This window comes from Amycolatopsis sp. NPDC033938, from assembly GCF_055575975.1.
Genome location: NZ_JBVIRO010000026.1, coordinates 57,566 through 71,497, shown reverse-complemented (window position 1 = coordinate 71,497; position 13,932 = coordinate 57,566). Strand labels below are relative to the sequence as shown.

The window sequence follows — 13,932 nt, the reverse complement described above, 5'->3', positions numbered from 1 at the left end:
TCAGGATGTGCTGCAGCTGACGCTGGGCCAGTTCCAGTTTCCGTTGTGCTGGATGGTGACACCCCAGTTGGAGCCGTTGCCGTTGGGTTTGGCGACGAGGACCTGACTGCTGGGCCAGGTGCCGTTGATGTTCCAGGTGGCACTGATCCTCGCGGGGCTCGGAACGGTCATGGTGACCGTCCAGGTGGAGGAGCCGCTGACCGAAACGTTCAGGTTGTACCGGTCGCTCCAGGCCTGCCCCGCCGAAAGCGTGGCGGTGCAACCGCCCCCGCCCGGAGTCGTGGGTGTGGTCGGGGTGGTGGGTGTGGTGGGATTCGTCGGGGTGGTGGGTGTCGTGGTCGGGCTTCCGGCGTTGAGTGCGTTCAACACCGAGTTGTAGGCGGCCTTCTTGTTGCCGTTGCCGTCGAACAGGAGAGGACTCTCACTGGCACGCCAGGAGTCGCTGTCACGCACGCCCCACACGGTGATGCCGACGCAGCGCGCGACGTTCAGGCAAGCCTGAGTCAGCGCCGTGTACTGCGAGGTGGAAGCGTTCGTGACGTCGACCTCGGTGAGCGCCACGTCGACGCCGAGCGCCGCGAAGCTGGAGATCGTGGTCTGGAAGTTGCTCGGGACCGAACTGCCGCCGGTGAAGTGGGCCTGCAGGCCAACACAGTCGATCGGCACGCCGCGGGCCTTGAAGTCCCGCACCATGTTGTACACGCCCTGCGTCTTGCCGTAGTTCCAGTTGTCTATGTTGTAGTCGTTGTAGCAGAGCTTGACCGACGGGTCGGCCGCACGCGCCGTCCGGAACGCGACCTCGATCCAGTCGTTGCCCGTGCCCTGCAGATTCGACGAACGGCGGCTGCCGTCTTCGTTGAAGGCTTCGTTGACCACGTCCCAGTGCGCGAGTTTGCCTTGGTAATGCGCCATGACCTTCTGGATGTGGTTGATCATCGCGCTGCGGAGGGCGCTGCCGTTCATATTCTGCATCCACCCCGGCTGCTGCGCGTGCCAGGCGAGAGTGTGACCACGGACCCGCAGCCCACGGCTGACCGCCCAGTTGTAGATCTGGTCGCCAGCCGAGAAGTTGAACTGGTTCTGGTTGGGCTCGGTCGCGTCGGGCTTCATCTCGTTCTCGGCCGTCACCATGTTGAACTCGCGTGCCGCGATCGTGGTGTAGGCCGAGTCGCCGAGCCTCCCGCCGGCGATCGCGGTGCCGAAGTACCGGCCGGACTGCGCGGCCGCCTCGCCCAGCGTGCCGGCCGCGGCGTCAGCGCCCGGTGCCGTCACCAGCACGGCGGCCGTGGCGGCCACACTGGCCACTCCCGCCAGTATCCGCGCGGCCGATGACCGCCACCACCGCCTGCCGTGCAGGTCCGACGAACTTCTTGCCATCCGTGGTCTCCTCCCGGGCGCCGCCCAGGGGATGCCCACCTCGGGACATGTCCCCGCCGGCGAGGCCGGCACCGGGAACCAAGTCTTCGGTGACCTGGACGAAATCGATGATGTTCACCTACTGCGAGCAGCAGAACACGGCGCGACGTCACCGGGCAAAGAGTTTCGAGGAACTTTCGGTCCTCGTCCGCCTCGGGGCGGGAACCGGCTTCATGATCCACAATGGACGCTTCTCGTGCCGCGCGGCGGCGCCGGGACGAAGAGGTGATGCCGATGACGATCGGACGCGCCGATCCGTTGACGCGTTTTGGGTTCCACCACTAAGGCGGCCCGGCGGCTGCAGGCGTGGTTCTGCCACCGCTGCGGTGGAGTGGTGCCGCTGGACGAGGTTCTGATGCGCGTGAAGGCCCCCTTCCCTCGGCTCAGCCGAGGGAAGGGGGCCTTCACGCGCAAAGACGCCACCGTACCTACGCCTGGCCGCACAAGGATCACGACCGGTGGACCGGCGACCGAGCGGGGAAGATTCCGGACACTCAACGACCGGAATCCTCCCCACCCGACCACACCGGCACCCACACAAGCCCCACACCAGTAGGTAAGCAAACGCGAGCCCCTCAAAGGGGCTTTCGCGACACGAGCAGCGGGCGCAGACCGCGCCACATTCGTCTCGTACGGTGTCCCATGTGGACAGTCAAGAGCCGGGTGTGGTCCTGTGCGTGGAGCCGCTCTCAAGGTAGGGAAGGAGGCCTTCACGGACTTCCGAGGCTTCGGAGGTCTCCGGCCGGGTGTCCAAGGCGGCGACTCCCGCCCTCATGGCTCAGCCGAGGACGGTGAGCGCCCCGGGGACACAGGTGATGTCGATCGGCAGCCCGCCCAGCGGCTCACCGTCGGCGTCTTCGGGGTCCGCTCCCGGGCGGATCGGCATGCCGCCGCCGCAGAAGGGGATTGTTCACGATGTGGTCGAGGTGGCGGCAACAGGTCGGCCGGCTCCACCAATGGTAGGAATGCCTGGTGACCGAACCGAATTTGATCGAAGCAGCCGCCGAAGAGGCAGTCACGCTCACCAGTGAACTGATCCGCATCGACACCACCAACACGGGTGATCCCGACACGCTCGTCGGCGAACGCGCCGCGGCGGAGTACGTCGCCGAGAAGCTGACGGACGCGGGCTATGAGATCACCTATGTGGAGTCCGGCGGCAAGGACCGGCACAATGTGATCGTCCGGCTGCCGGGCGCCGATCCGTCGCGTGGCGGGCTCCTGATCCACGGTCATCTCGACGCCGTTCCCGCCGACGCCTCGGAGTGGTCGGTGCACCCGTTCTCCGGCGCGATCCAGGACGACTACGTCTGGGGCCGCGGTGCTGTCGACATGAAGGACATGTGCGGAATGGCGCTCGCGCTGGCCCGCCACTACAAGATCAACGGCATCGTGCCGCCGCGCGACCTTGTCTTCGCCTTCCTCGCCGACGAAGAGGCGGGCGGCAAGTACGGGGCGCAGTGGCTGGTCGAGAACCGCCCTGAGCTGTTCGAGGGAGTCACCGAGGCGATCAGCGAGGTCGGCGGCTTCTCGATCACGCTGAAGGACAACGTCCGCGCATACCTCATCGAGACGGCGGAAAAGGGCATCCGCTGGATGAAGCTGCGGGTGCGCGGCACCGCCGGACACGGCTCGATGATCCACCGCGACAACGCCGTCACCAAGCTGTCCGAGGCCGTCGCCCGGCTTGGCAACCACCGCTTCCCGCTGGTCATGACCGACTCCGTCCGCGAGTTCCTGGACGGCGTCACCGAGATCACCGGCTGGGACTTCCCCGAGGACGACATCGAGGGCTCCGTCGCCAAGCTCGGCAACATCTCCCGGATGATCGGCGCGACCCTGCGTGACACGGCGAATCCGACGATGCTCACCGCCGGGTACAAGTCGAACGTCATCCCGTCGGTCGCGGAAGCCTCGGTCGACTGCCGGATCCTTCCCGGCCGTCTCGAAGCGTTCAACGCCGAGCTGGAGGAGATCCTGGGGCCGGACATCGAGAAGGAGTGGATGGAGCTGCCACCGGTCGAGACGACGTTCGACGGCGCGCTCGTCGACGCGATGACCGCCGCGGTCCTCGCCGAGGATCCGGGCGCCCGCACGCTTCCGTACATGCTCTCCGGCGGCACGGACGCGAAGTCGTTCCAGTCGCTCGGGATCCGGAACTTCGGGTTCGCCCCGCTGCAGCTGCCCGCCGACCTCGACTTCTCGGCCCTGTTCCACGGGGTCGACGAGCGCGTCCCGGTCGACGCGCTGAAGTTCGGGGTGCGCGTGCTCGACCGCTTCCTGCGCTCGTCCTGATGCCGGGTCTGCTGGCCGCCGACGGAACACCCCTGCACTTCGAGCGCTGGGGTGATCCGTCGGCGCCGGTGACCGTGGTGCTCCTTCACGGGTACGCCCTCGACAGGCGGAGCTGGCGTGCCATCGCGCCGGTACTGGCCGAAGCGGGGGAGGAGCCGATCGCGGTGCTGGCCTATGACCAGCGTGGACACGGCGAATCCGGGGCCGTCCGGCCCGCGTCGGCGACCATGGGACACCTCGCCGATGATCTGGCGGAGATCCTGGACAAGGTGCTGCCCGAAGGCCGGATCGTCCTCGTCGGTCACGACATGGGCGGCCTCGCGATCCTGTCGCTCGCTCAACGCCACCCGGAGCTCTTCGCGGCCAGGGTCGCGGGTATCGGCCTGCTCGCCATGTCGGCCGGCGGCGTCACCCCGGACGCGATCTGGCCGAACGCGCTCGGGAAACTCGGCCGGGACCTGGAAATGGTCTTCGGGACGAAGCTGATCGGGCTGGTGCGGGAGCATACGAGCAAGGCGGTGACCGCCGGGCTGCGATGGTGGCTCTTCGGTGACGACCCGGTGCCCGGCGACGTCGAGCTGACGGTGCGGATGATCCGCGGCAACTGGCCGCAGACGGTGTCGGCCTTCCGTCCGGCGCTGGACGCCTACACACGGGAATCGGCGTTGTCGCAGGTCGGCCCGGTTCCGGTGACCGCGATCGTCGGCGAGCGCGACAAACTGGTGCCCATGGCCGACGTCGAGGAGCTGGCAGGCGCGGTGGAGAACGGGACGGCCGTGGTGCTGCCCGGGGTCGGGCACGTCGTCCCGCTGGAGGCGGCCCCGCAGGTGGTGCCCCGTCTGCTGGCGCTCGCCAATCAGGCCCGCCGACAATCCTGACGTCCTTGACAATTTCTCTTTTCGGTGGCACCTTCTTGCCATGTTCTCCGTTGCGGTGATCGAGGACGCGGAAGCGGCCGAAGTGTCGCTGGATCCCATCCGGGCCCGGCTGCTCGCCGAACTCGCCGAACCGGCGTCGGCCACGATGCTGGCCGGCCGGGTCGACCTGCCGAGACAGAAGGTGAACTACCATCTGCGCGCGCTGGAGAAGCACGGGCTGGTCGAGCTCGTCGAGGAGCGGCGCAAGGGCAACGTCACCGAACGGATGATGCGCGCGACGGCGTCTTCCTACGTGATCTCGCCTGCCGCGTTGTCCGCGGTGCAGCCCGACCCGGCCCAGTCGCCGGACCGGCTGTCCGCGCGCTGGCTGCTCGCGGTCGCCGGCAGGCTGGTGCGCGACGTCGGCCTGCTGATCACCGGTTCGGCCAAGGCGGGCAAACGCGTCGCGACCTTCGCGATCGACGGCGAGGTGCGGTTCTCCTCCGCTGCCGACAGGGCCGCGTTCGCCGAGGAGCTCACCATCGCGGTCACGAACCTGGTGAGCAAGTACCACGACGAAGGCGCCGAGCAGGGCCGCGACCACCGGATCGTGGTCGCCGTCCATCCGAGTGTCAAAACCGAGCCCGAGGAGCGCTGAGTGGGGCACGAATTCGAGATCACCGAACGCGCCGAGGTCGACGCGACACCGGAACAGATCTGGGACGCCATCGCCACCGGGCCAGGGATCACGTCGTGGTTCATGGGGCGCAACGAGGTCGACGGCGGCGTCGGCGGCACGGTGAAGACCGCGTTCGGCGGCTTCGAACCGGAGTTCGGGATCACGTCGTGGGATCCGCTGGAGCGCCTCGTCTATGGCACGGAGCCGGCGCCTGACGGGCGATTCGTCGCCTACGAGTTCCTGATCGAAGGCCGCTCCGGCGGCAGCACCGTGCTGAGGACCGTCACCAGCGGCTTCCTCCCCGGGGACGACTGGGAAGACGAGTTCGAGGCGATGACCGCCGGTGGCGAGCTGTTCTTCCGCACGCTGGTCGAGTACCTGAACACTTTCGCGGGGCGGAAAGTCGTGCCGGTGACGGTCTTCGGGCCGATGATCGCGGACTGGGACAGCGCGTGGCTGACCCTCGGCCGGGAACTCGGCCTGGCGGGCCGCCCGGAGACGGGGGACCGGGTCCGGCTGTCGACCGGGTCGATGTCCACTGTGGACGGCGAGGTTTACCTGGCGAACGCGCAGACCGTCGGGATCCGGACCGCGGACGCGTTCCTGCGGTTCGTGCGCGGCTTTCAGGGGCCGATGGTCGCGATGCATCACCTGTTCGGCGACGTCGACCCCGCGAGGCAGGACAAGATCTGGGCGGACTGGCTCGCCCGCGTGTTCAGGAGCAGCGTGTTCAGGAGCTGAAGGGGACTTTCCCCTCATCTCGTTCGGTGAAGGGCGCTTTCCCCGCATCGGATGCGGGGAAAGTCCCCTTCAGCTCAGGTGATCAGGCCGGGCAGGGGATGGGCGGTGCGCTTGCGGCGCAACCACACCCTTCGCGTCCCATCGGAGTAGAGCCGGACGGTCGAGAGTTCCCAGCCGGCGAACTCGGCGTGGATCGACAGCTGCGTCGCCGCCGCCCGCCGGGAAACACCGGGCGGCAACTGCAGCCGCCGGTACTCCCAATCCCCTTCGACCACCGCCTCGTCCACAACTGTCATGGCGTGATCACCTGGATCCCTTCTCCGATGGCCGAGCCGACGACCACGCGGCCGCTCTGCTCGTCGACGGTGACCGAATCTGGCTGCCGCAAGGTCGGGAACCGGTGCTTCTCGATCGGTTCGCCGCCTCGGACGTCGAAGCCGACGACCTCGTTGCGTTCGGTGAGGGTGACCCAGACGAGGCCTCGGGCGCGGTCGTAGGCGATGCCGTACACCCCGCCGGGCACCGGGTAGCGCTGGCGCAGCAGCAACGGCGTCGTGGAGAACGCCAGCAACGCGCCCGCACGCGCGTCGGTGACGAAGACGCGCCCGAAGTCGTCGGTGACCGCGTTGGCCGCGCCGTCGCCCGCGCGCAGCCCCTCGCCGATCTTGCCCTCGGTGAGATCCACGGAGAACAACGCGGTGCGCAGCTTGTCCAGCACGACCACGCCGTCACCGGTGTTCAGCACGTCGTCGGCGCTGTAGATCTGGCCGGTGATGGTCCTCGGGCCCGCGTTCTTGGACAGCACCTCGAGAACCTTGCGATCACGGACAGCCACCAGCGTCGCGTCACCGTCGGCGAGACCGGCGGACGGTTGACCCGCGACGGGGACCGTCTCGAGCGCGCCACCGGGAAGCGAGACCCTCGCCAGCACACTCTTGTCCGGAACGCTGGCGATCACCTGCGAATCCGACACGGTGAGCCGTTCGGCCGGACCGGGCAGGGCGACGGTCGTCTTCGGGGCGTCCAGTGCCGCGAGGTCGTAGATCCGCAGCGACGGCGGATCCGAGACGGCGACGACCAGCGTCTTGCTCGTCCCGTCGGTGACCAGCGCCTTCACCCCCGGTGCGGCGAACACCGAGCCTGACGGCTTGGCCGTCACGGCGGGGGAGACGGCCGCGGTCGCCGCGACCGGGTTCTGCACGATCTGCAGGGTGTCGTTCGGAGTGTCGTCCGTACCGCACGACGAGAGCACCAGGGCACCGACGAGCGGGATCGCGATCCGGGAAACGGCGGACTGCCGACCCACGTTGGTGCCTCCACCTGCTACTTGTCGAACGGACCTGTCCAGCATCCTCCACCGAACCCGCCGCGTCACGTCTGCGTCACTCAACAGTCACCTAAACCACTCACTGAGACGGCTCACAGGCCGCGTTCCGGGTATCCGACCTCGATCGCGCTGACGTCGTCGAGCGCGGACCGGATGGCGGGCGGGAGCGTGATCTCCTCGGCCGTGAGCGACCCGGTCAGCTGACCGGTGTCACGGGCCCCGACCACGGGCGCGACCACTCCCGGCCGGTCACGGACCCAGGCCAGCGCGACGGCCAGCGGTGAGGTGCCGAGGCCGTCGGCGGCGGTCGCGACCGCCTGCACGATCCTGGCCGCGCGATCGGTCCGGTGATGTTCGACATAGCCGGCGTAGACACTCGAAGCGCCACGCGAATCGGCGGGTGTGCCGGTGCGGTACTTGCCGGTGAGCACGCCGCGGCCGAGCGGCGCCCAAGGCAGGATGCCGATGCCGTGGTGTTCGGCCGCCGGGACCACCTCGCGATCGATCCCGCGCTCCAGCAGCGAGTACTCGACTTGCGTCGAGACCAGCGGGGCGACGGCGGAACTGCGGGCCGCGGCGGTCGCCAGCTGCCAGCCGCAGTAGTTGGAGACGCCGACGTAGCGGACCTTGCCGCTGGAAACGGCGTACTCGAGGGCGGCGAGGGTCTCGTCGACCGGCACGGTGGTGTCCCAGGCGTGCAGCTGCCAGAGATCGATGTGGTCGGTGCCGAGGCGGCGCAGCGAGCCTTCGAGCGCGCTCAGCAGCGCACCGCGCGACGCGCCGCCGCCGAACGGGCCGTCGGTGCGGCGGGCGACGGCCTTGGTGGCCAGCACGATGTCGTCCCGTGGCACGAGGTCGCCGAGCAGCGCGCCGAGGACGCGTTCGCTCTCGCCCTCGGTGTAGATGTCGGCGGTGTCGACCAGGGTGCCCCCGGCGTCGACGAACGCGACCAGCTGGCTGGCCGCCTCCTCGGAGTCGGTGTCGCCACCCCACGTCATGGTCCCGAGGGCCATCCGCGAGACCCGCAGTCCCGACCGGCCGAGCTGTCGCTTTTCCACGACGGGCGAGCCTAGCCGGAAGGCAAGTGCGGGACACGGAGCAGGTGAGCGTGTCGTGTTCGAGTACCACCGGCCGGGTCACCGCGGTGTCAACACCCTGAACGGAGGAGTGACACCCAGCTGGATACATTCACGCCGTGCGACTCGGACTGAATTTGGGCTATTGGGGCGCGGGCAACGACGCGGCCAACCTGGCATTGGCGAAGAAGGCGGACGAACTGGACTACGCGGTCGTGTGGGCCGCGGAGGCCTACGGTTCGGACGCGCCGACGGTGCTGGCGTGGGTGGCGGCGCAGACCTCACGGATCGACGTGGGCAGCGCGGTGCTGCAGATCCCCGCCCGGACGCCGGCGATGACCGCGATGACCGCCGCGACCCTGGACACGCTGTCGGGCGGCCGGTTCCGCCTCGGCCTCGGCGTTTCCGGCCCCCAGGTCTCCGAGGGCTGGCACGGCGTGAAGTTCGCGTCGCCGCTCGGCCGTACGCGTGAATACGTCGAGATCGTCCGCAAGGCACTGGCCCGGGAGCGGGTCAAATACGACGGCGACCACTTCCAGCTGCCGCTCCCCGGTGGGCCCGGCAAGGCGCTGACGCTGACCGTGCATCCGGTGCGCGAAGAGATCCCTCTGTACCTGGCCGCCATCGGCCCGAAGAACCTCGAACTGACCGGGGAGATCGCGAACGGCTGGCTGCCGGTGTTCTTCTCGCCCGAGCACGCCGGCGAGCAGCTCAAGCAGATCCAGGCGGGCGCGGACAAGACCGGGCGTTCCCTCGACGGCTTCGACGTCGTCCCCACCGTCCCGCTCGTGGTCGGTGACGACTGGAAGGCCTGCGCCGACGCCGTCCGCGGGTACGCGGCGCTGTACATCGGCGGGATGGGCAGCCGGGAGAAGAACTTCTACAACCAGCTCGCCTGCCGGATGGGCTTCGAACGCGAAGCCGCCGACGTCCAGCAGAAGTACCTCGGCAAGGACTACGCGGGCGCCATGGCCGCCGTCCCGCTCGAGTTCATCGACGCGACGTCGCTTCTGGGACCGAAGGAGCGCATCGCGGAACGGATGCGTGCCTTCGCCGAGGCGGGGGCCACGACGCTGACCGTCGCGCCGTCCATGCCGGATCCCGAGAGCTCCGCACGCGCTCTCGAGACCGCGGCCGAGGCGATCGAACTGGCCGGTGTCGCCTGATGGGATGGTTCGAAGCACTGGTCCTCGGTCTCGTCCAGGGCCTGACGGAGTTCCTGCCGATCTCTTCCAGCGCGCACCTGCGGATCACCGCGGCGCTCGCGGGCTGGAACGATCCGGGCGCGGCGTTCACCGCGGTGACCCAGATCGGCACCGAACTCGCGGTCATCCTGTACTTCTCGGCCAAGATCGGGAAGATCCTCCGAGCCTGGTTCTTCTCGATCTACAAGAAGGACTGGCGGCAGGACCCCGACGCGAGGCTGGGCTGGCTGATCATCGTCGGCTCGCTGCCGATCGTCGTACTGGGCCTGCTGCTGCAGGACGCGATCGACGAGACCTTCCGTGACCTGCGGATCACCGCGACCACGCTGATCGTGTTCGGCCTGATCCTCCTGGTGGCCGACCGCATCGGGAAGCAGGAGCGGACGCTCGACCACCTGACCGTTCCGCACGGTCTCGGCTTCGGTTTCGCGCAGGCACTGGCGCTGATCCCGGGTGTCTCCCGCTCCGGTGGCACCACCAGCGCCGGGCTGCTGCTCGGGTACACCCGCGCGGAGGCCGCGGAGTACTCGTTCCTGCTGGCGCTGCCTGCGGTGTTCGGCTCGGGGCTGTACAAGCTGACGGACATCGGCAAGGACGGCGCCCCGGCGCAATGGGGCCCGACGATCCTGGCGACGCTGGTCGCGTTCGGCGTCGGCTACGCCGTCATCGCGTGGCTGATGTCCTACATCAAGACCAAGAGCTTCGTGCCGTTCGTGATCTACCGGCTCGTGCTCGGTGTCCTGCTGTTCGTGCTGATCTTCACCGGCGTCCTGGACCCGCAGGAGGGCCCGCACCTGTAGCTCCCTCGCGTTTCGCGAGGGCGGGCAAAGCACGACACGTAGGGTGGGCGACGTGAGTACTGTGATCCTTCTGCGCCACGGCAAGTCCACGGCGAACGGTTCGGGCGTCCTCGCCGGGCGCACGCCCAAGGTCGGCCTGGACGACACCGGCCGGGCGCAGGCGGCCGCGCTGGTCGACCGGCTGGCGCCGGTACCGCTGGCCGAACTGGTGGTCTCGCCGATGCTCCGCTGCCGCCAGACGGTCGCGAAACTGGTCGAGGCGCGCGGTCTGGACAAGGTCAAAGAGCCCGGTTTGTCCGAAGTGGACTACGGCGAATGGACCGGTCGCGCGCTCAAGGATCTGTTCAAAGAACCCCTGTGGAAGGTCGTGCAGGCGCATCCCTCGGCCGCGGTCTTCCCCGGCGGCGAAGGACTGGCCGAGATGCAGGCCCGCGCGGTCGCGGCAGTCCGCGCGCACGACGCCCGGATCACCGCGAAGCACGGCGAGAACGCGGTGTGGCTCCTATGCAGCCATGGCGATGTGATCAAGGCGATCCTCGCCGACGCGCTCGGCCAGCATCTCGATTCGTTCCAGCGGATCGTGGTCGACCCGGCCTCGGTTTCGGTCGTCCGCTACACCGAAACTCGTCCGTTCGTGTTGCGCGTGAACGACAACGGCGGTGACCTGGCCGGGATCGCCCCACCGGCACCCAAAGCCAAAGTCAAGCGCGGCAAGGGAAAGCAGAGTTCCGACGCGGTGGTGGGCGGTACCACCGGAGCGTGACCATCGCCGACGTCGGCGTCACCGCCACGGACGGCATCCACCGGCCCCTCGCTGCCCGTAAGGTGGCCAGACCAGCAGATTCGACGACCCGGGAGCAACACCGATGATCTCGCAGGACAACCCGTTCGCCGCGCCGAGTGAGCTGCCCTACGCCCTTCCTCCGTTCGACCGGATCGCCGACGAGCACTTCCTGCCCGCCTTCGAAGCCGGACTGGCCGAGCACGCCGCGGAGATCGATGAAATCGCCGGTTCGCCCGAGCCGCCGACCTTCGAGAACACCATCGTCGCGCTGGAGAAGTCCGGCAGGCTGTTGTCCCGCGTCTCCAGCGTGTTCTTCAACCTCGCCGGGTCCAACGCGAACGACGAGATCCAGCGGGTGCAGGCCGAGATGGCGCCGCGGCTGGCGGCGCACGCCGACGCCATCAACCTGAACCCCGCTCTGTTCGCCCGGATCAACACCCTGTTCGAGCGCCGGGAGGAACTCGGTCTCGACGCCGAGTCGCTGCGGCTGCTGGAGCGGCACCACACCGACGTCCGCCGCGCCGGGGCCGGGCTTCCCGAGGCCGACCAGAAGCGGCTGCGCGAGCTGAACGAGCAGATCTCGACGCTGTCGACCCGGTTCCAGCAGAACCTGCTGAAGGACACCAACGAACTCGCCGTGGTCGTCGACGACGTCAAGGAACTCGCCGGGCTCACCGAGGACGCCATCGCCACCGCCGCGGAGACCGCCGGTGAAGAGGGCAAGTACGTCCTCAAGCTGACCCTGCCGACCGCGCAGGCGGCGCTGGCGTCGCTGGAGGACCGCGCGCTGCGTGAGCGGATCTTCACCGCGTCGGTGTCCCGCGGCAACCGGGGCAACGAGTTCGACAACAACCGGATCGTGGCCGAACTCGTCCGGCTGCGTGCCGAGCGGGCCGCCGTGCTCGGCTTCCCCGACCACGCTTCGTACGTCATCGAGGACGAGACGGCGAAGACCGCGGAGGCCGCCGTCGGCCTGCTGGAACGCCTCGCGCCGGTCGCGGTCGCCAACGCCAAGGCGGAGGCCGAAGAACTCCAGCGCTATCTCGAAGCCGACATCCCCGGCGCGATCCTGCGGCCGTGGGACTGGGCCTTCTACGCCGAACGCGTCCGCAAGGACCGGTTCGAGGTCGACACCGCCGCGCTGCGCCCGTACTTCGAACTCAACCGCGTGCTGACCGACGGCGTCTTCTTCGCCGCGTCCAAGCTGTACGGCCTGAGCTTCACCGAGCGCGAAGACCTGCCGAAATACCACCCCGAGGTCCGGATCTTCGAGGTCTTCGACGCCGACGGAGCCGAACTCGGCCTGTTCCTGATGGACTACTACGCCCGCGACTCGAAGCGCGGCGGTGCCTGGATGAACAACTTCGTCGACCAGACGAAGCTGCTGGGCACCAAGACGGTCGTGGTGAACGTCCTCAACGTCGCCAAGCCGCCGGCGGGGGAGCCGACCCTGCTGACCTTCGACGAGGTCGTCACCTCCTTCCACGAGTTCGGGCACGCCCTGCACTCGCTGCTTTCCGACGTCGAGTACCCGATGTTCTCCGGCACCAACGTCCCGCGCGACTTCGTCGAGTACCCCTCGCAGGTCAACGAGATGTGGATGCTGTGGCCGGAGGTACTGGCCAACTACGCCAAGCACCACGTGACCGGTGAACCGCTGCCGCAAGAGCAGATCGACAAGCTCCTGGCGTCGCAGCAGTACGGCGAAGGGTTCTCCACTACCGAGTACCTCGCCGCGTCCCTTTTGGACCAGGCGTGGCACGCGCTCGGCACCGAGGACACCATCGACGACGTCCAGCGGTTCGAGGCCGAGGCGCTGACGAAGGCCGGTGTCGCGCTGGAGGCCGTGCCGCCCCGCTACCGCACCACCTACTTCGCGCATGTCTTCAGCGGTGGCTACAGCGCCGGGTACTACTCCTACATCTGGAGCGAGGTCCTCGACGCGGACACCGTCCAGTGGTTCCGTGAGAACGGCGGGCTCACCAGGGAGAACGGCGACCACTTCCGCCGTGAACTGCTCGGGCGGGGCGGGAGCGTCGACCCGATGGCCGCGTTCCGCGCGTTCCGTGGCCGTGACCCGGAGATCGAGCCGCTGCTGAAGCGCCGCGGCCTCGCCGGGGCCTGACCCCGGGCGTGGGGTCGTGAGTGGTGACGGTTCCAACCATCATTGCCACTCACGAGGCGCGTCCCACCATGCCATCACGATTGCTCGCCTCTGCGGTACGTGAAGGACCCCTTCCCTCGGCTCAGCCGAGGGAAGGGGTCCTTCACGCGCGGCCACCGCGACTGCTGGGGCTGGTGGTGTTTCTGAGGCTGCGGATAGCGATCGCGTAGTCCGTGAAGGCCTCCTGCCTATCTTCAAGGTCAGGGTCTCGGCAAAGTCGCAGAGTTGCTGATGCAACCGGGTGTGACCCGCGTCGATGAAGGAATTGGGACGCTCAACGTCCCAATTCCTTCATCGACGGCTGCACCAGGACGAAGACGGCGTCCGCCCCGACCTGCTGGCCGAAGCCTTCGCGATGACAGGGGCCCGGCTCTTGTACTGCCAGCCCACCTTTCACCACCCGACCGGGACGGTGCTGGCGGCCGAGCGTCGCGCCCAGGTCCTCGACGTGGCGCGCGCGGCGGGCGCGTTCGTACTGGAGGACGACATCGCCCGGTATCTCTCGCGCGGGGCCACAGCACCGCGATCGCCGACGACCGTGACGGCACCGTCCACCTGACCTCGGTGACCAAAGCGGCCGCGCCGAGC

Annotated in this window: 13 protein-coding genes; 9 read left to right on the top strand and 4 right to left on the bottom strand. The window is 68.5% G+C overall.

What is annotated here, in order from left to right:
* Complete coding sequence (locus ACZ5ZX_RS38290; RefSeq protein WP_465506885.1) at positions 1 to 1,377, bottom strand: glycoside hydrolase family 10 protein; 1,377 nt, start codon at positions 1,375 to 1,377, stop codon at positions 1 to 3.
* Between the two features lie 1,011 nt (positions 1,378 to 2,388).
* Here ACZ5ZX_RS38290 and ACZ5ZX_RS38285 point away from each other — a divergent pair.
* Genes ACZ5ZX_RS38285 through ACZ5ZX_RS38270 form a run of 4 tightly spaced genes read left to right on the top strand, consistent with a single transcriptional unit; the run spans position 2,389 to position 5,988 of the window.
* Entirely contained in the window at positions 2,389 to 3,711 is a 1,323-nt protein-coding gene (locus tag ACZ5ZX_RS38285) for a M20/M25/M40 family metallo-hydrolase (protein ID WP_465506884.1), read from the top strand.
* A complete protein-coding gene (locus tag ACZ5ZX_RS38280) occupies positions 3,711 to 4,589 on the top strand; it encodes an alpha/beta fold hydrolase (RefSeq protein ID WP_465506883.1) in 879 nt (292 codons plus the stop codon). The genes ACZ5ZX_RS38285 and ACZ5ZX_RS38280 overlap by 1 nt, the downstream gene beginning before the upstream one ends.
* 40 nt (positions 4,590 to 4,629) lie before the next feature.
* A complete protein-coding gene (locus tag ACZ5ZX_RS38275) occupies positions 4,630 to 5,226 on the top strand; it encodes a winged helix-turn-helix domain-containing protein (RefSeq protein ID WP_465506882.1) in 597 nt (198 codons plus the stop codon).
* Positions 5,227 to 5,988 carry an SRPBCC family protein gene (locus ACZ5ZX_RS38270; RefSeq protein WP_465506881.1) on the top strand — a complete coding sequence of 254 codons (762 nt, stop codon included), beginning with the start codon at positions 5,227 to 5,229 and terminating at the stop codon, positions 5,986 to 5,988.
* A 74-nt stretch (positions 5,989 to 6,062) separates the two neighbouring features.
* On the opposite strand, the gene ACZ5ZX_RS38265 is transcribed toward ACZ5ZX_RS38270, so the two are convergent.
* The 3 genes from ACZ5ZX_RS38265 to ACZ5ZX_RS38255 all read right to left on the bottom strand — a co-directional run bounded on the left by ACZ5ZX_RS38265 (position 6,063) and on the right by ACZ5ZX_RS38255 (position 8,373).
* Entirely contained in the window at positions 6,063 to 6,284 is a 222-nt protein-coding gene (locus ACZ5ZX_RS38265) for a DUF5703 family protein (RefSeq protein WP_465506880.1), read from the bottom strand.
* Positions 6,281 to 7,294, bottom strand: a complete 1,014-nt coding sequence (locus ACZ5ZX_RS38260) for a YncE family protein (protein WP_465506879.1) — start codon at positions 7,292 to 7,294, stop codon at positions 6,281 to 6,283. Before ACZ5ZX_RS38260 ends, ACZ5ZX_RS38265 begins: the two co-directional genes overlap by 4 nt.
* A 113-nt stretch (positions 7,295 to 7,407) precedes the next feature.
* Complete coding sequence (locus ACZ5ZX_RS38255; protein ID WP_465506878.1) at positions 7,408 to 8,373, bottom strand: aldo/keto reductase; 966 nt, start codon at positions 8,371 to 8,373, stop codon at positions 7,408 to 7,410.
* Positions 8,374 to 8,510: 137 nt separating this feature from the next.
* Here ACZ5ZX_RS38255 and ACZ5ZX_RS38250 point away from each other — a divergent pair, with 137 nt between their 5' ends.
* The 5 genes from ACZ5ZX_RS38250 (at position 8,511) to ACZ5ZX_RS38230 (ending at position 13,903) form a co-directional block, all read left to right on the top strand.
* Positions 8,511 to 9,557 carry an LLM class F420-dependent oxidoreductase gene (locus ACZ5ZX_RS38250; RefSeq protein WP_465506877.1) on the top strand — a complete coding sequence of 349 codons (1,047 nt, stop codon included), beginning with the start codon at positions 8,511 to 8,513 and terminating at the stop codon, positions 9,555 to 9,557.
* Positions 9,557 to 10,396 carry an undecaprenyl-diphosphate phosphatase gene (locus ACZ5ZX_RS38245; RefSeq protein WP_465506876.1) on the top strand — a complete coding sequence of 280 codons (840 nt, stop codon included), beginning with the start codon at positions 9,557 to 9,559 and terminating at the stop codon, positions 10,394 to 10,396. Before ACZ5ZX_RS38250 ends, ACZ5ZX_RS38245 begins: the two co-directional genes overlap by 1 nt.
* 52 nt (positions 10,397 to 10,448) lie before the next feature.
* The gene (locus tag ACZ5ZX_RS38240) at positions 10,449 to 11,159 is read left to right on the top strand and encodes a histidine phosphatase family protein (protein ID WP_465506875.1); all 711 of its coding nucleotides are present in this window, start codon (positions 10,449 to 10,451) and stop codon (positions 11,157 to 11,159) included.
* Positions 11,160 to 11,262: 103 nt separating this feature from the next.
* Entirely contained in the window at positions 11,263 to 13,305 is a 2,043-nt protein-coding gene (locus ACZ5ZX_RS38235; protein WP_465506874.1) for a M3 family metallopeptidase, read from the top strand.
* 304 nt (positions 13,306 to 13,609) lie between these two features.
* Complete coding sequence (locus ACZ5ZX_RS38230) at positions 13,610 to 13,903, top strand: hypothetical protein (protein WP_465506873.1); 294 nt, start codon at positions 13,610 to 13,612, stop codon at positions 13,901 to 13,903.
* Positions 13,904 to 13,932 lie beyond the last annotated feature (29 nt).

What these genes read in the sequence shown, in the direction of transcription:
- ACZ5ZX_RS38290 (WP_465506885.1), bottom strand. Translation starts at nt 1,377, where the DNA reads ATGGCAAGAAGTTCGTCGGACCTGCACGGCAGGCGGTGGTGGCGGTCA.
- ACZ5ZX_RS38245 (WP_465506876.1), top strand. Translation starts at nt 9,557, where the DNA reads ATGGGATGGTTCGAAGCACTGGTCCTCGGTCTCGTCCAGGGCCTGACG.
- ACZ5ZX_RS38280 (WP_465506883.1), top strand. Translation starts at nt 3,711, where the DNA reads ATGCCGGGTCTGCTGGCCGCCGACGGAACACCCCTGCACTTCGAGCGC.
- ACZ5ZX_RS38235 (WP_465506874.1), top strand. Translation starts at nt 11,263, where the DNA reads ATGATCTCGCAGGACAACCCGTTCGCCGCGCCGAGTGAGCTGCCCTAC.
- ACZ5ZX_RS38265 (WP_465506880.1), bottom strand. Translation starts at nt 6,284, where the DNA reads ATGACAGTTGTGGACGAGGCGGTGGTCGAAGGGGATTGGGAGTACCGG.
- ACZ5ZX_RS38275 (WP_465506882.1), top strand. Translation starts at nt 4,630, where the DNA reads ATGTTCTCCGTTGCGGTGATCGAGGACGCGGAAGCGGCCGAAGTGTCG.